Annotated in this window: 17 protein-coding genes and 1 pseudogene; 6 read left to right on the top strand and 12 right to left on the bottom strand. The window is 58.9% G+C overall.

Translation table 11 applies throughout. The features are described from left to right. Window positions 1–263: 263 nt before the first annotated feature. From pepN to ACA064_RS13385, 6 genes are read right to left on the bottom strand one after another with little or no spacing between them, the layout of a single operon-like run. Window positions 264–2,921: an aminopeptidase N gene (gene pepN, locus ACA064_RS13410; protein ID WP_497673771.1), complete on the bottom strand. Its 2,658-nt coding sequence runs from the start codon at window positions 2,919–2,921 to the stop codon at window positions 264–266. 12 nt (window positions 2,922–2,933) lie between these two features. Continuing rightward, window positions 2,934–3,764, bottom strand: a complete 831-nt coding sequence (locus ACA064_RS13405; protein WP_497673770.1) for a DUF2797 domain-containing protein — start codon at window positions 3,762–3,764, stop codon at window positions 2,934–2,936. Continuing rightward, entirely contained in the window at window positions 3,761–4,024 is a 264-nt protein-coding gene (locus tag ACA064_RS13400; RefSeq protein ID WP_497673769.1) for a YeaC family protein, read from the bottom strand. The genes ACA064_RS13405 and ACA064_RS13400 overlap by 4 nt, the downstream gene beginning before the upstream one ends. A 40-nt stretch (window positions 4,025–4,064) precedes the next feature. After that, window positions 4,065–4,937, bottom strand: coding sequence for a rhomboid family intramembrane serine protease (locus ACA064_RS13395; RefSeq protein WP_497673768.1), 873 nt, complete (start codon window positions 4,935–4,937; stop codon window positions 4,065–4,067). Continuing rightward, window positions 4,934–5,905, bottom strand: coding sequence for a metallophosphoesterase (locus tag ACA064_RS13390; protein WP_497673767.1), 972 nt, complete (start codon window positions 5,903–5,905; stop codon window positions 4,934–4,936). Before ACA064_RS13390 ends, ACA064_RS13395 begins: the two co-directional genes overlap by 4 nt. Beyond that, the gene (locus tag ACA064_RS13385) at window positions 5,905–6,795 is read right to left on the bottom strand and encodes an NAD(+) kinase (RefSeq protein ID WP_150640862.1); all 891 of its coding nucleotides are present in this window, start codon (window positions 6,793–6,795) and stop codon (window positions 5,905–5,907) included. Before ACA064_RS13385 ends, ACA064_RS13390 begins: the two co-directional genes overlap by 1 nt. 155 nt (window positions 6,796–6,950) lie before the next feature. On the opposite strand from ACA064_RS13385, the gene ACA064_RS13380 reads away from it, so the two are divergent. Further along, entirely contained in the window at window positions 6,951–7,901 is a 951-nt protein-coding gene (locus tag ACA064_RS13380) for a DUF1853 family protein (protein ID WP_497673766.1), read from the top strand. Here the strand turns inward: ACA064_RS13380 and ACA064_RS13375 are convergent. Continuing rightward, window positions 7,893–9,185: an arsenic transporter gene (locus ACA064_RS13375; protein WP_497673765.1), complete on the bottom strand. Its 1,293-nt coding sequence runs from the start codon at window positions 9,183–9,185 to the stop codon at window positions 7,893–7,895. The genes ACA064_RS13380 and ACA064_RS13375 overlap by 9 nt on opposite strands. Window positions 9,186–9,465: 280 nt before the next feature. Beyond that, window positions 9,466–10,569 carry a DUF2855 family protein gene (locus tag ACA064_RS13370; RefSeq protein WP_497673764.1) on the bottom strand — a complete coding sequence of 368 codons (1,104 nt, stop codon included), beginning with the start codon at window positions 10,567–10,569 and terminating at the stop codon, window positions 9,466–9,468. A 54-nt stretch (window positions 10,570–10,623) separates the two neighbouring features. On the opposite strand from ACA064_RS13370, the gene ACA064_RS13365 reads away from it, so the two are divergent. Beyond that, window positions 10,624–11,283 (top strand): TetR/AcrR family transcriptional regulator, encoded by a 660-nt coding sequence (locus ACA064_RS13365; protein WP_497673763.1) that lies wholly within the window; start codon window positions 10,624–10,626, stop codon window positions 11,281–11,283. A 25-nt stretch (window positions 11,284–11,308) separates the two neighbouring features. On the opposite strand, the gene ACA064_RS13360 is transcribed toward ACA064_RS13365, so the two are convergent. After that, window positions 11,309–11,866, bottom strand: a complete 558-nt coding sequence (locus tag ACA064_RS13360) for an NADPH-dependent FMN reductase (protein WP_497673762.1) — start codon at window positions 11,864–11,866, stop codon at window positions 11,309–11,311. A gap of 186 nt (window positions 11,867–12,052) precedes the next feature. Here ACA064_RS13360 and ACA064_RS13355 point away from each other — a divergent pair, with 186 nt between their 5' ends. Both ACA064_RS13355 and ACA064_RS13350 read left to right on the top strand, forming a co-directional pair. Continuing rightward, on the top strand, window positions 12,053–12,289 hold the full coding sequence (locus tag ACA064_RS13355) for a hypothetical protein (protein ID WP_497673761.1): 237 nt from the start codon (window positions 12,053–12,055) through the stop codon (window positions 12,287–12,289). 88 nt (window positions 12,290–12,377) lie between these two features. Further along, window positions 12,378–13,271: a LysR substrate-binding domain-containing protein gene (locus ACA064_RS13350; RefSeq protein ID WP_497673760.1), complete on the top strand. Its 894-nt coding sequence runs from the start codon at window positions 12,378–12,380 to the stop codon at window positions 13,269–13,271. On the opposite strand, the pseudogene ACA064_RS13345 reads toward ACA064_RS13350, so the two are convergent. The 3 genes and pseudogenes from ACA064_RS13345 to dnaQ all read right to left on the bottom strand — a co-directional run bounded on the left by ACA064_RS13345 (window position 13,237) and on the right by dnaQ (window position 16,960). Beyond that, window positions 13,237–13,855 (bottom strand): annotated as a pseudogene (locus ACA064_RS13345) (GNAT family N-acetyltransferase). The gene ACA064_RS13350 and the pseudogene ACA064_RS13345 sit on opposite strands and share 35 nt — an antisense overlap. A 14-nt stretch (window positions 13,856–13,869) precedes the next feature. Then, window positions 13,870–16,125 carry an Orn/Lys/Arg family decarboxylase gene (locus ACA064_RS13340; RefSeq protein ID WP_497673759.1) on the bottom strand — a complete coding sequence of 752 codons (2,256 nt, stop codon included), beginning with the start codon at window positions 16,123–16,125 and terminating at the stop codon, window positions 13,870–13,872. An 82-nt stretch (window positions 16,126–16,207) separates the two neighbouring features. Next, window positions 16,208–16,960, bottom strand: coding sequence for a DNA polymerase III subunit epsilon (gene dnaQ, locus ACA064_RS13335; protein ID WP_497674239.1), 753 nt, complete (start codon window positions 16,958–16,960; stop codon window positions 16,208–16,210). 138 nt (window positions 16,961–17,098) lie between these two features. Between dnaQ and ACA064_RS13330 the strand changes: the two genes are divergently transcribed. Together ACA064_RS13330 and ACA064_RS13325 are read left to right on the top strand one after the other, a co-directional pair. After that, window positions 17,099–18,310: a tyrosine-type recombinase/integrase gene (locus tag ACA064_RS13330; RefSeq protein ID WP_497673758.1), complete on the top strand. Its 1,212-nt coding sequence runs from the start codon at window positions 17,099–17,101 to the stop codon at window positions 18,308–18,310. After that, a complete protein-coding gene (locus ACA064_RS13325; protein WP_497673757.1) occupies window positions 18,307–18,846 on the top strand; it encodes a hypothetical protein in 540 nt (179 codons plus the stop codon). Before ACA064_RS13330 ends, ACA064_RS13325 begins: the two co-directional genes overlap by 4 nt. Window positions 18,847–18,972 lie beyond the last annotated feature (126 nt).

The raw sequence follows: 18,972 nt of genomic DNA, 5'->3' as shown, positions 1-18,972 counted from the left end.
AAGCCCTGACAATCAATACGACGTTATCTTTTGTTAACCCGGGGCTTGGGAGTAGCGCCTGAATGGCGAGGTATTCGCTGGCTTGATGAATAAAGGTCATTAAATGGCCTTTATCAAAGAGGTGGGAGGCTGGATGGAGGTTTCGCGGTCCTCCGCGACATCATGGCTTTGCACAACCCCACTGTAGGAGCTGCCGCAGGCTGCGATCTTTTGATCTTCGCGGTTGTGGTGCCCGCAGAAAAGATCGCAGTCTTCGCCAGCTCCTACGCCAGGCTTTTGCTGACCACCTCGTACACATCACTGGAAAGCTCACCGGACGCAAGAATCCGCTCCAGCTCGCCCTTCATCAGCGCCTGACGAGCACTGTCGTACTTGCGCCAGCGAGTCAGGGGCGCCAGTTGCCGCGAAGCGATCTGCGGATTGAAGCCGTTGAGCTGGATCACCAGATCCGCCAGGAAGCGATAACCCGAGCCGTCCGCTGCGTGGAAGTTGATCAGGTTCTGCCCGGCAAAAGCACCGACCAGGGCACGGACCTTGTTCGGGTTCTTGATGTTGAATGCCGAATGCTGCATCAGCGCCTTCACCCGCTGCAAGCCACCTGGCAAACCGCTACCGGCCTGGACACTGAACCACTGGTCCATGACCAACGGGTTGTCCTTGAAGTTTTCCGCGAAGGTTGCCAGGGCCTTGGACTTCTGTTCATCGAATGGCGAATTGACCAGCACCGCCAGCGCAGTCAGGCGTTCGGTCATGTTGTCGCAAGCGTCGAACTGCTCCAGGGTTGCCGCCAGAACTTCCGGTTTGCCGCTGAGCATCAGGTAGGACAGCACAATGTTTTGCAGACTGCGCCGGGCAAAGTCCTCGGATTCAGCGATGTAAGGGGTGTTTTTCGACAGATCGCGATTGGCCTGATAACGCAGCCACAAGGCTTCGAACAAGCCATCGGCCAACTGCTTGCGAGCGAACTCGCGAGCGGCGTGGATCGCCTCCACATCGGCCACTTCGCTGATTTCGGTGAGGTAGGCTTCGCTCGGCAGCGAGAGCATTTCCGCGACCATCGCCTGATCCAGCGTCTCGTCCGCCAGAACGGTACGCAACGCCGTCACCAGGCGCTGATCCATAACCAATGCAGTGCCTTGTTGATGCTGAGCAATCAATTCCTGCAGCACCTGCACCGACAGTTGCTGGCCGGCTTCCCAGCGATTGAAACCGTCGCTGTCGTGTTGCATCAGGAACATCAACTGGTCGCGATCGTAGGGGAAGCTCAGCTTCACTGGCGCCGAGAAGCCACGCAGCAGGGATGGCAATGGTTTTTCCGCGATATCGACGAAGGTGAACGTCTGCTCGGCTTCGGTCACCGAGAGTACCCGGGAGGTACCGTCAGCGGCGGTCTCACCGGCCAGGCGCAGGGCAATGCCCTCCCCCTCGGCGTCCAGCAGGCCGAGTTCGACCGGGATCACGAATGGCTGTTTCTCGACCTTGTCCGGGGTCGCCGGGTAGCTCTGGCGGAAGGTCAGGCTGTAGGTTTTCGCAGCACTGTCATACGCCTCGCTGACGGTCAGGCGCGGTGTACCGGCCTGGCTGTACCAGCGCTTGAACTGGGTCAGATCGACGCCATTGGCATCTTCCATGGCCTTGATGAAATCGTCGCAGGTCACGGCCTGGCCGTCATGGCGCTGGAAATACAGGTCGCTGCCTTTGCGCAAACCCTCGGCGCCGAGCAAGGTGCGAATCATCCGCACCACTTCCGAGCCCTTCTCGTAGACGGTCAGGGTGTAGAAGTTGGAGATTTCGATAAAGCTTTCCGGGCGCACGGCGTGAGCCATGGGGCCGGCGTCTTCGGCGAACTGGTGGGTGCGCAGATAAGCTACGTCCTCGATGCGCTTGACCGTGCGCGAGTTCATGTCGGCAGAGAACTCGGAATCGCGGAACACCGTGAAGCCTTCCTTGAGCGACAGCTGGAACCAGTCGCGGCAGGTCACGCGGTTGCCCGACCAGTTGTGGAAGTATTCGTGGGCGACCACGGCTTCGACCCGTTGGTGCGCGGCATCGGTAGCGGTTTCGGCACGGGCCAGCACGCAGCTGGAGTTGAAAATGTTGAGGCCTTTGTTCTCCATGGCGCCCATGTTGAAGTCATTGACTGCAACGATCATGAAGATATCCAGGTCGTACTCACGGCCATAGACCTTTTCGTCCCAGCGCATGGACTTCTTCAGGCTGTTCATCGCGTGCTGGCACTTGTCGATGTTTTCCGGCTCGACATAAATGCGCAGCGCCACCGAGCGTTCGGTCATGGTGGTGAAGGTATCTTCGACACACCACAGGTCACCGGCTACCAGCGCGAACAGGTAGGCCGGTTTCATGAACGGATCTTCCCAGGTCGCCCAGTGCCGCCCGTCTTCTTCCGGACCGCTGCCAATCGGGTTGCCGTTGGACAGCAGCACCGGATAGCTGTGCTGCTCGGCGACGACCGTGGTGGTGAACTTGCTCATCACGTCCGGACGGTCGAGGTAGTAAGTGATCTTGCGGAAACCTTCGGCCTCGCACTGGGTGCAGAACATGCCGCTGGATTTGTACAGGCCTTCCAGGGCGGTGTTGGTTTCCGGATGGATCCTGACGCTGGTGTCGACCGTAAATGTTTCGCTGGTCGGGTGCAGGGTCAGATGATTCTCGGTCAACTGGTAGTCGGCGGCGCTCAGGTCGCGGTCGGCCAGTTGCACCGACAGCAATTCCAGCTGCTGGCCATCGAGCACCAGCGGCGGCAGGCCCGGGCCGCGGGCCGGGTTACGGCGCATCACCAGTTGCGCATGGACCAGGCTGTGGTCCTCGAACAACTCGAAGGTCAGGTGCGTCTCGTCGATCAGGTACTCAGGCGCCTGATAGTCCTTCAGGTAGATCATCTTCGGTTGTTCGGTGCGCATGCTGGAGTCCTTCTACTGATGCACGGCGAGCTGGTAGGCCGTGTACTTGCGAATATTGATAACGCCGGTATCGAAGATCAGGTACTGGCCCTTGATCCCCATCAGCGTGCCTTCGGCAATCGGATTCTTGTCCAGATTGAAGCTGACGATCTTGGCCGGGTACTGCTCGACCGGATAACGGATGTCGATCGGTTCGACGTCATCGATTACTTGGATGGCCTGCAGGCCAAAGCGTTCCTGCAAACCCGACAGACCTTCGGCACAGCTGTCGAACAGTTGCTGACGAACCTGTTTGAGATCCACCGCCACGGCATCGCCCTTGAGCAAGGCACGCCAGTTGGTTTTGTCGGCTACCTGACTGCGAAACAGGTCTTCGACGAAACCCGATTGCTGGCGAGTCGAGACCCGCATGATCGGCAACGCCTGGCTGGCGCCCTGGTCGAGCCAGCGAGTCGGCAGCTGAGTCGCGCGGGTAATCCCGACTTTGACGCCCGACGAATTGGCCAGATACACCACGTGATCGGTCATGCAGAACTGCTCGCCCCAGGCCGGATCGCGACAGGTACCGGCGTCGTAGTGGCAGCGCTCGGGGCTCATGATGCAGATATCGCACTGGGCCAGCTTGGTCATGCACGGGTAGCAGTAACCCTGGCTGAAACTGGTTTTGGTCTTGCGTCCGCAATGGGTGCAGTGGATCGCCCCCAGGTACTCGAGGCGCACCGTAGTGCCGATCATTGGATTGACCGGCACCTCGATGTCGCCCAGACGGAATGCGTACTGAACGGCCGACGCTTCGAGGCGCGCCGACATCTTGCTGATTGCACCGCGGCCAATCTCGATCAATGGGTGGCGTCCGACTTGAACAGCAGGTTCGGTACCGGTTCCGACTTGGAGCCACAGTCCTGCGGGCCACCCATGTAACCGGTACGCTGATCTTCCGGCAGGTTCTGGATTTCCCAGGCGATCATCGCTTGCAGCGACAGTTCGCGCTGCTCGGCAGTCAGCTTGCCGCCGTCTGACCATTTGCCGATCTCTACCGCCAGTTTCAGGTTCTGGTAGATATCCGGGGTGATGTTGTTGATCATTTCGTTAAAAGAGGACATCAGGTCTCCGCGCTCTCTATTCATACTCATACGGTAATTTTTAAACGGCCAGTTTACGTCGGCTGAACAAGCCACCCAACAAACCGGTAAAGCATCCGACGAGCAACCCGCCGACATGCGCCGCGTTGGCAATTTCACCGAAACCGATCATCGAGATCAGCCCGGACATACACAGCAGCAACCACACCAGCATCATCACCAGCACCCCACGGGGCAGGCGATAAGCCGGATTCGGCGACAACAATTGATAGATCCAGCAATGCCCGAGCAGGCCGTACAGCACCCCGGACAGCCCGCCGAACAAGGTCGGACCGCTGAAATAATACTGGGCGTAATTGGACACCAGGCTGAACAGCAGCGTCAGCCCAAGCAGGTTGATACCGCCCTGGCGTATCTCGATGCGCCGGCCCAGCTCCCAATACCACATGCCGTTCATGGCCAGGTGCAGGAAGCCGAAGTGGATCAGCATCGGCGTCACCAGGCGCCACCACTGCCCTGCTTCGAGGCTGTCGGCCAGGGGCGTGAACTGGATGTACTCGCCAGCGATGCGGAATTCGAGAAAGGTCAGCCAACGCATGACATCGAGGTTGTCACCGAGCATTGTCACGCCGCCAACGATCAGGCTGAGCAACAGGATCAGCGCGGTCGCCGGGCTGTGGCGCAATTGCTCGACGAACCCCGGTCGCTGGACTGCTGCCCCGGTGTCGGGGATGTCCAGTTGCTGATCCGGATCACCGGCAGGGAAACGCTCATACAGTGAGCGGACATCCTCACTGATCGCGTCCGGCACCCAGAGCACCTGCTCGCCGGCTTCTTCGCTGACCCGATGGGGGACCTCCATGCGCTGCAGCAGTTTGACGAAACCACTCAGGTCGACCGCCAGCGGCAGGCGTAACACCGCGACGGCACTCATTGCAGCACCTCCGGGCGTTCGACATTGACCCAGACGAACTTGCGCGGATCAAGGCGGGTTTCCTGGTCCAGCCGGTAGGCGACCAGTTTACCGTAGAGCACCGCACTGTAATCCAGGCAGGCCAGGTTCGGGCGGATCGGTGCCGGTTTACCGCTGCGCCAGTAGTGACCGACGAACAGCAACGGCTCGTCGACGCCATAGCGCAGCAAGGTGTTTTTCTCGATGGACGACAAAGGTGTCTGGGCAATCGGCTCAGGTAAGGCGTCAGGTTGGAACACGATGTCTCCGTAGGTTTGCGGGTCGTCTTCCCAGAACTTGGTGCGGAAGAACGCCCGGGTCAGGCCGTCGCCGCTGGTCATGGTCAAGCCGTGGGGCAAGCGCATGTCAGTGCCGCGTAACAGACGATCGAACACCGTGCAGGCGAAACTGCCAGGCACTGCGGCGGCCTGGAGGAAGTGTTCGTCGATGCAGCCATTGTGATATTGCGCCCGCAACGGCTCGATCAGCCCGGCATCCCAGCAGGCATGGACTACCCGGAAGCGCCCGGCATCGACGAACAGCGGCATCTGGTAGAACCACTGGAGGAAGTCGTGCCAGTCCGCCGGGTGCTGAGCGAATTGGGTCAGGGTTTCGTCGATCAACCTCGTATGCCGTGGGGTGTGTTCGCGCACGTATTGCTTGCCGCTGCCCGGCGGTGCCGGGGTGCTCCAGCCGAGGGCGTTGAACTCATGGTTGCCCATGATGCACAGCGCCTGCCCGGCCTCGGTCATGTCGTGGACGATATGCAGCGCTTCGCGAATCCGCGGGCCACGGTCGATGATATCGCCGAGAAACACCGCCATGCGTGAAGGATGGTGCCAGGTACCGCCCACCTTGTGGTACCCGAGCAGGTCGAGCAAATGCTCAAGGGTATGAGCGCAACCATGCACGTCACCGATCAGGTCGTAGCTTCGCGCGGGATCAAGCATCAGTCGCCTCCACCACCCAAGCGGCTGCCCCAGCCGAGCTTGGTCCGGCAAACTTCATAATAATTGTGGTCCAGAGGATGGATCAGCCGCAGTTTCTGCGCTTTCTTGCTGATGGTGATGGTGTCGCCCGGCGCGCAGGTGAAATGGTTCTGCCCATCGCAGGAGACTTGCGGGTAGATCTGCATATCCTTGGACACGACGATTTTCAGCTCACTGTTGCCATCGACCACAATCGGCCTTCCAGACAAGGTATGGGGGTACATCGGCACGATAACAATGGCATCGAGTTTGGGATGCATGATCGGCCCGCCTGCCGACAGCGCATAGGCGGTCGAGCCGGTCGGCGTCGCGACGATCAGGCCGTCGGCCTTCTGACTGCAGACGAACTGGCCGTCGATGTACAGCTCGAACTCGATCATCCGCGTCGACTTGCCCGGGTGCAGCACCACGTCGTTCAACGCATCGCCCTGGCCGATGGCCTCGGCGTGGCGGCGGACTTCGGCCTGCAACAGGAAACGGTTTTCCACCAGGTAGTGGCCGTCGAGCACCTCGGCGACTTTCACTTCCAGTTCGTCGGGACGAATATCGGTCAGAAAGCCCAGGCTGCCACGGTTGATCCCCAGCACCGGAATGTTGTGCCGGGCCAGCGCCCTGGCGGCGCCCAGCAGGCTACCGTCACCGCCGACGACTATGACCATGTCGCAGACTTCACCGAGCATCTTGCGCGATGAGGTTTGCAGGCCGTGACCTGGCAGGACTTCGGCAATGGTGTCCTCGAGGATCACGTGCATATGCCGGTCGAGCAGAAACCTTTTCAGTCGGCGAACCGTGTCGAGTACCTGGGAACTGCCCAGGCGACCGATGATGCCGATATTGCGAAATTGCTCCATGGGGTTCCTGCGAAGTTCTGGGACGGGCCGAAAAGGACGATTATGGGCGAAAGCCGCCCGCAGACAAAATGCTTTCAACTTCAAGAGTGTGTTCTGCATATGCCGGCGCACCGGTGATTTATCGATAACACACCCTGATAGGCTATGCTCGCAGAATGATCCTGTTCCCCGGCTTGCTCAATTTACCCCGCCAGTTGCGTCACCCCGAGGTGCGCGACCTGGCTTGGGTCATCCTCGCGCCGCCGATGCTCAGTGAAACCCCGTGGCCGCAGCGCCATCCGCTGGCGGGCAGTGATTGGGTAGAGTCTCCCGAACAGCTTGCGCTGTGGCTCAACCAGCTGGATCAGGACAGCAGCCCGTTGCGCCACTGGCTGGCTCTGGGCCCGACCCGCCGTCTGGGCCTGTATTACGAGCGTCTGTGGCAATTCGCCGTGCAGCACGCCCCCGGCATCGAATTGATCGCCGCCAATATGCCGATCCGTCGTGCAGGCCACACCCTTGGCGAACTGGACATGCTGCTGCGCGATCGCGACGGCGTGCACCACCTGGAATTGGCGATCAAGCTCTATCTCGGGCCGCAACAGGGAGATGGCCATGACACGGCGCAGTGGCTGGGCCCCGGCTGCCATGACCGGCTGGACCGCAAACTGGCGCACCTGAGCCAGCATCAGTTGCCGATATCTGCCCGCCCCGAGAGTCGCGAGGTACTGGCCGCACTGGATATCCAGCAGTTCAGTGCGCAGTTGTGGCTGGGCGGATACCTGCTGTATCCGTGGCCAGGCAAGGCCCAGCCGCCGGCCGGCGCGCACCCGCAACATTTGCGCGGCCGCTGGTTGCACCAGCGCGACTGGTCGAGATTTGTCGTTGAACAGCCACCGGGCCGCTGGCAACCCCTGCCCCGCCATGCCTGGCTCGCACCGGCGCACTACCCGGCCGATCAGACCTGGGATGCTGACCAACTGAATACCTGGCTGGCCGCTCTGGAACCCCAGGCACCGGCGCAATTGATGGTGCGCCTGACGGAAAATGCCACGGGCGAATGGGAAGAAGCCGAGCGCTTGTTCCTGGTGGCGGATCTTTGGCCGAATGTGCCGGGGTCAGGGTAGACCCACCGACAACCGCACCGCCAACGCCGCCAATGTCCCCAGCAACACCGGCACGGTCAGCACTATTCCGACCTTGAAGTAATAGCCCCAGCCGATCTGGATCTGCTTGCGCGCCAGTACATGCAGCCAGAGCAAGGTCGCCAGACTGCCGATCGGGGTGATTTTCGGTCCCAAATCACTGCCGATGACGTTGGCATAGATCATCGCCTCCTTGACCACGCCAACGGCCTGGCTGGCATCGATGGACAGCGCGCCGATCAGCACCGTCGGCAGGTTGTTCATGATCGAGGACAGCAACGCCGTCAGCAGGCCGGTGCCCATGGCCGCGCCCCAGATGCCATAGCTGGCGAACCAGTCCAGCAGCCCGGCGATGTGCCCGGTCAAACCGGCATTGCGCAGGCCGTAGACCACCAGGTACATGCCCAGGGAGAAAATCACGATCTGCCACGGCGCCTCTTTCAGCACCTTGCGGGTGGAAATCTTGTGCCCGTGGCCGGCGATGACCAGCAGCAAGACCGCGCACACCGCCGAGATGGCGCTGATGGGAATCCCCAACGGCTCCAGGGCGAAGCAACCCACCAGCAAAATCATCAGCACCCACCAACCGGCGATAAAGGTCGGCTTGTCGTGAACTGCGTGCTCTGGCTGTTCCAGCTGTTCGGGGTCGTAACTGCGGGGAATGTCGCGCCGGAAAAACCACATCAGCATACCCAGGGTGGCCGCGACGCTGACCAGGTTCACCGGCACCATCACCGCGGCGTACCGGTTGAAACCGATCTTGAAGAAGTCTGCGCAAACAATGTTCACCAGGTTCGAAACCACCAATGGCAGGCTCGCGGTATCGGCGATAAACCCGGCGCCCATCACGAACGCCAGGGTTGCCGTGGGAGAAAAGCGCAGGGCCAGAAGCATTGAAATAACGATGGGCGTCAGGATCAACGCCGCCCCATCGTTAGCGAACAAGGCCGACACCAGCGCCCCCAGCAACACCATGAAGGCGAACAACCTGCGCCCACTGCCACGCCCCCAGCGGGCGACATGCAAGGCGGCCCAGGCAAAAAAACCGGCCTCATCCAGCAACAGGCTGATGATGATCAACGCTACGAAGGTTCCTGTGGCATTCCAGATGATCTGCCACACCAATGGAATATCGCTCAACTGCACCACACCGGCGAGCAACGCCAGCACCGCGCCGAACACCGCGCTCCAGCCAACCCCCAGGCCTTTGGGCTGCCAGATCACCAGGGTAATGGTCAACAGGAAAATCAGCGACGCTATAAGCATGCAAAAACAGCCTTCGGAAATATGAAAAGTTGTCGTTTGAGTTGATCTGCAGCGTGCAGGACAGTCGAACTGACAGAAGGCAAGTAGCTCGATGCTAAGAGCGCGGAATATATGGATTTTCGTATATTCAGTAAAGCGGGGATTTGCCGGCAGGGTTCATTCGTGACTGACCATAGGTCTATGTTGCCGGTCGGGCCGTCATCGCGAGCAAGCTCGCTCCCACAGTGGCTCGGGGTGCCTCCGTGAGAGCCAGGCCGGCTGTCAGGCCGTCTTCATCACCTCAAAGGCGGATCACATGCCCCTCAACCGGTGGCACTTGCCCATGGAACAGGCGGGAAATCACCTCCTGCGCCGCCCCCAGCCCTTCACCGACCACCACTTCCAGCAACGGATTCGAGGATTCGGTCACCTGCCGATAGAACCGCTGCAAACCCTCGCCAATATGCTGGCTGACCCGCTCCGGCCCCCAATCGGCATTGCGTTTGCGAATCTGGATCGGTGCGAAGAAGAACACCGGCTGCGGGCCTTCGATGGCACTCAACTGCGCCTCGTCGGTGCTTTGCGCCGAGCCGGCGAAGCAGCTATAGCGCAACTGCCCGGCAAAGTGCTGATGCACTTGATCACGCAGCTTCAGGTCGCCGGAAAAATCCACGTATAAAGTCGGCCGGTCCTTCTCCAGAAGGTCCAGCTCGGCATAGGAAACCGTCCGTTCATAACACCCAAGCCCTTCGACAAAGCCTTTATTACCCGCAGAAGTGAGGGCCACTCGCTCAAGCTCGGGCAGCCCTGCCAAACATACGGCAGTGCCGTAAGCAGTCTTGCTCGAAGCGCTGGAAAACACCAGACGGGTCGCACCGAAGAACTGGTTGTCCTGCAGGAAGTCCGCCAGCATCGACGAAGTCAAAAACAGCGGCTTGAGCAGGATCTGCAAATTTTCGGTGGCCCGGCTGTAGTACTGATCCCAACTGCATCGGGTGTATTGGTTATAGGCCGAAGTCAGTGCCTGACGATGCTCGGCAGCGTCATAAAAGCCGCGCTCGGTGACCCGCTCGGGACGCATCCAGACATGACTGGCCAACGGAAAATAGCCGTAGAAACGCTCTCCCGCTTCAACCCCGTCGATATTCGAGGCAACCACATCGGCAAAACCCCAGATCGGTATATGGCCCCACTCCGAAAGCCCGGTCGGAAAGAAGCCCCAGTAATTCATCGAATCACCATAGGCCGCGTAGGTGATGTTATTGGTAGTTAGCGCACAGCGCTCAATCTTCAAAATCGCCTCGCCCGCAGCCGGTATCAAACTGCGCTGCTGCTGTTCGATACGACTCTGGTCCAGAGCATTCTTGCGGGTGATCAGCCGTGTTACCGTGCTCAAACTTTGCATTTCCAGGCTCCTGCTGCGTAACAGTGGTGAGTCGCACCAGAGTAGTGGCAGCCGATGAAGAACGGGTTCGGAAACTACAGGAGCACTGCGTCTACCCTGAAACCCCGGGCCAAGCCGCTGAAACGGCCCACTCAGGCACGGGCGATCTTCACCGTCGAGGCGATTTACGAAGCCTTTGTTCGGATTTGGCGGCGCGATGGCTGGTCGGGGTTGACCACCCGTTCGGTGGCGCTGGAAGCCGGAGTAGCGATCGGTACGTTCTACGACTATTTCCCCAGTAAAGAGGCGCTGCTCTCAGGCTATGTCCGACATTGCGTTGAACACTTGCTGCAACGCCTGGATGAGCAGGTCATACAACCCGGGGACCTCGACTGGCGACTCCGGATAACCCGATTGCTGCGCCTGAGCTGCGACCCGGCCGATGCCCGACAGCCCTTGTTCGACTATGAGCTGCTGATGCTGGAATACCGGATCGCCGAGCCCAAGCATCATCAGCGGGTGTTCCAGGAACTCTCGCGCAAATGGCATGAAGCCTTTGCTGCCTGCAGCGACCTGCCGGAAAAACCTTCAGCGACAAGTATCGATGCCTGGCTGATCATGGCCTGGGGCGGCCGTCGCTACGGCATCACCCTGCAGTCCACTGCCGCGCAAACAGCCGCCTGGCTGACAGAACTCGAAGCAATGATCTGTGAGCGGCTGACCAGCGCCGGGTAGTCCGCAAGCACTGGCACCGCGTACTTCAGAGCTTCTTGTGCTGCTCGACCCAGGCCCCGTAGGCATTGATAAATTTCTGCAAGATCGGCTGGATAGCCTCGGAAGGTTTGCCCGCGTCGTCGAACGCGGAGCCGGCACCACTCAGATAGGTTTCGGGTTGCTGCATGCACGGCACATCGAGGAAGACCAATGACTGGCGCAGGTGGTGGTTGGCACCAAATCCGCCGATCGCTCCCGGTGACGCGCTGATCACTGCGCCCGGTTTGCCGCTCCAGGCACTTTTGCCATAAGGGCGGGAACCGACGTCTATCGCGTTCTTCAAAACACCCGGCACCGAGCGGTTGTATTCAGGGGTCACGAACAGCACCGCGTCGGATGAGCTCACCTGTTGTCGGAAAGTGCTGTAGGCTGCCGGCGGGGCGGCATCAATGTCTTCGTTGTAGAGCGGCAAATCACCAATCTCGATGATATTCAGTTTGAGATTGGCCGGCGCCAGTTCTGCCAATGCCATTGCGACCTTGCGGTTGATCGATTGTTTTCTCAAACTGCCGACCAGCACTGCAATCGTGTAGACCTTGCTCATTGTGGGATTCCCGACTATCTGTCTATAGGAGCCTGTAGTTATAGATGATTCGGGCGGCATCACAACCGAGCTGATTCAAGGAATCGCTGCCCATGACTATTTTTTTCCATCAGGAAAACTTACCGCGCCCAATTACGGTCTACAAAGCCGCAAATTGAGTGATTTATCTCCAGAGGTTCTAAGCAGATGGCAGCAGTACTCGTCGGACAATTCCATGCAAGAGACGCGGAAGGCCGTGTCTATTCGGTGCATGAGTTCCAGGAATCCACCCCGTCGTCAGATGGCCTGGCCAGCTCGGAACCTGTGACCAGCTATCGCCTGGCCATTGGCGATCGGGTCGACAAACTGAATGATAACGAATTTCAGTTGAAGCAGTCGGGCGTCACCATCACTCGCGAACCCGAAACCTACATCGCCTCATAACCCCGTGTTATGAGCTGAAGTCATATGCGCGGACTTGGGTTAGGATTCAGTCACTGAATCCCTCACCCGCTGGACATGGACTTCACGCATGCGTTTACGTCATATCGAAGTGATCCAGGCGCTGCTGCAAACCAGTCATCTGGGCACTGCCGCCGAGTTGCTGCAACTATCGGTGGCCGAGGTTGAAGCGATTCTGCGCGATGCCGAGGATCAACTCGGCTTCATGCTGTTCGCCAGCGTGCGCGGACGGCTGCAAGCCACCCGCGAAGCACGAGAGCTGCAGGTCGAGATCGCCCGTGTCTACGAAGCGTTTGAGCCTGTGCAGCGATTGGCCAACAGCCTGAAACAATATCAGGCCCCACCGCTGCGGATCATCTGCACGCCCCCGTTGGCACAGCAACTGTTGCCGCAAAGCATCGCCAACCTGCGCCGAAATTTTCCCGACGTACCCTGCAACCTCGCCAGCCAGCCCACCCGTGACATCGTCAAAAGCCTGTTATTACGCGAAAGCGATCTGGGCTTGAGCCTGCACAACCCCGACCATGGCGACCTCCACTGCGACATGCTGGCGCAAGGCAAACTGCAGCTGCTGGCCCCCCATGGTTGGCTGCAGCCCAAGCAGAAATACCTGTCCGTGCAGGATTTGGCGGGCCAGTCGATGGTCGGACTGGAAGGTCATGACCCGCTCAGCGTGATGCTCGACAGCAAGCTGCAAGCCTTGCGCCCGGCACCGGTGATCCAGATCCGGGTGCAAACCCATCAGATGATGCGCAGCATGGTCGAGGCCGGGGAAGGCCTGGCCATCGTCGATCCCTTTACCGCCATCGGCGCACGCGCGGGTGGCCTGGATGTGTGTCCACTGTCACCGCCGGTACCGATCACGCTCTATTCCCTGACGCTCAAGAACAGCACGCCCTCGCCCGCCTTGCAGGCCCTGCTGGAAATTGTCACGGAGAAAGCCGCGGCATTGCTGGCGGGTTGATAACCGGCTTACTCCAACGGATTATCAAACAGCCGGTACCAGAAAATCGCCACCTCGGCGGTGTGCGGGTCAATTGCGCGATAACGCAGATGATCGATCCCGCCGATCACGTAACCGCAGCGCTCATACAGCCGGCAGGCGCCCAGGTTGTTGTTCTGGGTTTCCAGCATGATGCCCGGCAACTTCTTCTTGCGACTCCAGAACTGCGCGACGTCCAATAACGCCTTGGCCACCCCGTGGCGACGCGCCGGCGCATGCACCGCCAGCTCATCGATATGGGCATAACCGTTCCAGTTGGTACTGACCACCACATGCCCCACGGGCTGATCGTCGAGCCAGGCCATGAAAATAGCGCTGTCCGCGGCGTCGCGGTAACCGTGGAACTCTTCCGGGTCGATGCCATAACACTTGCGATAAGGCGCGATTTTCTCCACCGGCCATTGGTCGACGCTTAAACCGACTTGCGCCGTCGCGTAGGCACTGACCTCAAAACTGAAATCGCTGCCCCAGATGTAGGCCGCGAAGCCGTCATCGGCCACGCGCACCGACAAACCGGGATATTTGGGATTGATCACTGGCTGCATGGCAGGAAACGTCCTCAAACCTTGATGCAATCGACGGTATAGCACCGTCCATTGCCTTCGTCTTCGTGCTGCAAACCATGCACATCCGCGACAAAGCCGGGAAAGCTGCTGTCGAAGGTGCGGGCAAACGCCAGGTAATCGACGATCGAGCGGGTCGACTCGGTGAACCGCTCACCGGGCATGATCAGCGGAATACCCGGCGGATACGGCACCAGCATCACGGCGGCGATCCGTCCCTGCAGGGCGTCGATGGGTACTGCTTCTACCTCGCCACGTACCAGTTGGTCGTAGGCATCGGCCGGTTTCATGGCTATCTCCGGCAGTACCGTGTACATGCGTTTGAGGTGTTTAGCCGTGGCATTGCTGCGATAACAGGCGTGCAACTGGTCGCACAGATCCCGCAGGCCCATGCCCTGATAACGCGCGATGTCCTGTTTCGCCACGCACGGCAGGCAGGTCGCCAGGCTGACGTTGGCGTCGTAGCTGCGCTTGAATTCCAGCAGTTCGGTGAGCAGCGTGCTCCACTTGCCTTTGGTAATGCCCATGGAGAACAACACCAGGAACGAATACAGCCCGGTCTTTTCCACCACCAGCCCGCGTTCCCAGAGGAACTTGCTGACTACCGCCGCCGGAATGCCGCACTCGCTCAAAGCGCCACCGGCGGTCAGCCCGGGCATGACCAGGGTGACCTTGATCGGATCGAGCAGGACATAATCTTCGGCAATCTCGCCGAAACCATGCCAGTCGGCTTCGGGCTCGAGCAGCCAGTCAGCGGTGATCACCCGGTCGATACCTTCGACCGATGGCGGCTGCCAGATCGAAAACCACCAGTCATCCGCAGCGATATGCTGACGCAGATTGGCCAGCGCCCGGCGAAAACTCAGCGCCTCATCGAACATTTCCTGCAACAGCGAACGCCCCGCCGGACCTTCCATCATCGCCGAAGCGACGTCCAGCGAGGCGATGATGCTGTACTGCGGCGAAGTGGAGATATGCATCATGAAGGCTTCGTTGAAGCGGTCACGGTCCAGTTGCCGCGCGCCGCCGTCCTGCACATGGATCATCGAGGCCTGGCTGAAAGCCGCCAATAGTTTGTGGGTGGAGTGGGTGGTGAATACCAGGGGGCTGTCGGCGCTACGCGAAGTGCCCATGCCGTAACGCCCGGCAAAGAACTCGTGAAACGCCGCGTAGGCGTACCAGGCCTCGTCGAAGTGCAGGACCTCGACGCTGTTGCCCAGGGTCTGTTTGATCAGCTCGGCGTTGTAGCACAGGCCGTCGTAAGTGGAGTTGGTGACCACCGCCAGCTTGACCTTGGGTGGCCGGCCCTTGGTCAGCGGGCTGGCATCGATCTTGGCCTTGATCGACTCGGGGCTGAATTCGCTCAGCGGAATCGGCCCGATGATCCCCAGCTCATTGCGCTCCGGACACAAGTACAGCGGAATCGCGCCGGTCATGATGATCGAGTGCAAGACCGACTTGTGGCAATTGCGGTCCACCAGAACCAGGTCGTCGCGCCCGACCATCGAATGCCAGACGATCTTGTTCGCAGTCGAAGTGCCGTTAATCACAAAAAACGTGTGATCGGCGCCAAAATTGCGCGCAGCGCGGGCCTCGGCTTCAGCCAATGGACCGGTGTGATCAAGCAGCGAGCCCAGCTCCGGCACCGACACCGACAAGTCCGAACGCAGGGTATTTTCCCCGAAAAACTGATGGAACGCCTGCCCCACCGGGCTCTTGTGATAGGCCACGCCGCCGCCGTGCCCGGGAGTGTGCCAGGAGTAATTGGAATCGGCGGTGTGTTGCACCAGCGCCTTGAAAAACGGCGGCAACAGGCCATCAAGGTAATTGCGCGCCGCTCGCGCCACTTGCCGGGCGAGGAACGGCACGGTGTCCTCGAACAGGTAGAGAATGCCGCGCAGCTGATTGAGCTCGCTCATGGCATCGGCCGGGGCGTTTTCCAGGGTCACCTGCTCACCCAGAGCGAAAATCGGCAGGTTCGGCGCGCGGACCCGGGCCAGGCGGATCAACTGAGCCATGTTCTGTAGCAGATGAGTATTTTCCCTGGCGTCTTCGGCCGCAATCAGCATGCAGGCCAGGCCGTGGTGAGTCGAGGCCACCAGGCGGCCCTCGGTATAATCCACCGCAGAAACAATACTGAAGCCTTCCTGCTCCAGCTCCCGGGCGATTCCGCGGACCCGATCACCGGCGACAGTGTCGGCCTTGATGTCGCGGTGCACGATAAGGACGGGGAATTTCAAGTCTTTATACATGGGGCAGGTGTCCTGAGACGGCAGACCGCAGCCTGCCAATGATCTCAGGGTAGAGGGTTGAGGCCCCTGTGGCCAATGAAGGTTAACCCCTGGCCTCAGCCAACTGCACCCAAAGCGCTGGAGCGCCGGCAGACTTGGCAATCGCTTCCATCCGCGCCAGATGTTCGGCCAGGTCGGTTTCACTGGCGCGAATGATCCGGGTCGGCTGGCGATCGGCGGGCAGACGGCGGATCTCGGTGGCGGAGTTGTCCGCCCCTGCGCCGGAACCATTACCATCCGAAGCATTACCGGCCAGGGACAGACTGGTCTGGCCGCCGGTCATGGTCAGGTAGACGTCGGCGAGGATCTCGGAGTCGAGCAAGGCGCCGTGCAGCTCACGACCGGAGTTGTCGACGCCATAACGCTTGCATAAGGCATCGAGGCTGTTGCGCTGCCCGGGGTGACGCTCACGGGCCATCATCAGGGTGTCGAGGATCGTGCAGTGCTGAGTGATATCAGCCCGATCCTTGTGTCCCATCAGGTTGAATTCATTGTTGATGAAGCCAACGTCGAACGCCGCGTTATGGATGATCAGCTGTGCGCCTTTGATGAATTCGAAGAATTCTTCGGCCACTTCAGCGAAACGCGGTTTGCCCACCAGGAATTCGTTGGTGATGCCGTGCACACCAATGGCGCCTTCATCACTTTCCCGGTCCGGCTGCAGATAGACATGGAAGTGCCGACCGGTCAGGCGCCGACCGATCAACTCGACGCAACCGATTTCGACAATCCGGTGGCCGTCGGTCACCGGCATGCCGGTGGTTTCAGTATCGAGTACTACCTTCCTGTCAGCTATATTTTTGTAAACCGTCATCGCTTAGCCACCTGTAAATACGCGCCAAATCTTAACATATCGTTAGAAAATCACCGCAAAAAATGGCGATGAAGTGTAAACAGCAGTTGACATTCTCTTCCACTACGCACAGGTGTAAATATGAACTATACGATTAAGACCTATATTGCGAGTGGAGGCGAACGGTTCTCCCAACTCTACGAAGCTGACGCCTCTGGCTTTCCTCTGTTTTATCCAACCGCTTTCATTGCCCGCTCGATCAGGCCCTCCACTACGCACGAAACGCAGAAGGTCTACCTTGCAGCGATTAAGAGAGTCTGTGAATGGGAGTCCCGCAGGAACATCGACCTATCCATGGATTTCCATAACCGTAGGTTTCTCAGCGCTCCGGAGATTGATGACCTGGCGAGGTATTTGCGTGCCAGCAAGGTGAGTGGCAAGGGAGGTGTCATCAGCAGCGCTAAGTACAACACCTATATTGCTTATGCAGCAATGTACATCCGCTGGATCGCGCATGAGGTTATCACCGACTCAAATACGCGCGACGTTAGGGATGCGGTTGAGGAGCAAAACACAATGCTTCTGCGAAAAAAAAAGCGCAAGGTCGGTTCAAAAGCCGCTCGCGAGCAGCGAATTGTTGGGTTGAGGCTGCCTGCCGAAACTCGCAACCGGCTGTTGGACCTGTTTGACCAGCCCTTCGAGGGCCTTCAACAACCACAATACTTTGGCCACAGACTGCGCAATATTGTGATGCTGCGTGTTCTTTACGAGACCGGCATGCGATTCGGCGAGCTACTGAGCCTTAAACTCAAGCACTTCATCGAAGCCAGTGGCGGCGATAGCGCCTACCTCGACATTGAGCGTAACCACCACGATGAGTTCGACACCCGGCTACATCAGCCGGTTGCCAAAACGCAGGGGCGTAGGGTTCCGATATCGGAAAGCCTCGAAGAACAGCTAATGGACTATCAAGACAATTGGCGAGCAGAGGTACCAAGTGTTGGATTCTCGGATGAAGACTTCATTTTCATCGTCCATCGTGGAGGACGCAGCCAAGGTCAAGCGCTACCCAAGACGGCATTCGGCACAGGGCTTGCCAACCTAAGGCAACTCTTCAAAGCGCTTATGCCGGTTCACCCTCACCTCTTACGACACGACTGGAATTACCGTTTTTCGCAGCAAGCGGATCGCGAAGGCATCCCTTTTGAGGAAGAGCGAACCCTGAGGGAACAACTGATGGGCTGGGTGCCAGATTCGCCTATGTCGAGGCGCTACAACCACCGCCACATTGAAGAAAAATCACATGAAATCGGCCGAAAAGTCGCTTCCGACACGGCAAGGATTACAAAATGAAAAGCAAAGCCTCCTTAACTGATGCGCCCATATTGTTTGATCTCGATCTCAGGCGCACAGAGCGCCCCGATTCGCAGGACGGGGCGTTTTATTGGGAAGGTGATACTCTTGTTAATACAGGCCGGGGTAGATTCAACATGGTCAAAGCCCTGTTGCAACTAAGCCCTCCGCTTAAGGCATCATTCAAACAGAACTTAATCTTATTCTCGACGCATGGCGATTATGCGCCAAATAGCTATTCCTGTATTTTTTCAGCACTGCTGACAAGTCTGAATGCGCACCCCACGAGTTCCTTTGACACCAGCTGGATGGCACGGGCATTAACCAACCCATCGTTCCATAGAAGCAAGAGGGGAATTACTGAACTTTTCCTTCATTGGCAGGAACGCGACAGCGCAGCAATCAGCCAGGAGGCATTAAGTTTACTGAATGATACTGCTTCCTTGCGCGCAGGTCCGCGTAATGTGCTTTCGGACGATCCGAAGAAAAGCTGGCTCACCGAAGAGGAGTATGACGGTTTGCTAAGGAAGGTCTGAAGTACCCACCGATTTTTGATGCCCTCTCTGTGAGAGGTTCAAAAAACGCTGATTCGGTCGAAAATCGGACCTTTCCACTCTTTAATTCATGATTTTTCCTCTAATCGCGCTGTTTCAGGGCGATTA

Source organism: Pseudomonas sp. LBUM1658, assembly GCF_059716055.1.
This window is presented reverse-complemented; position numbering and strand designations above follow the sequence as displayed.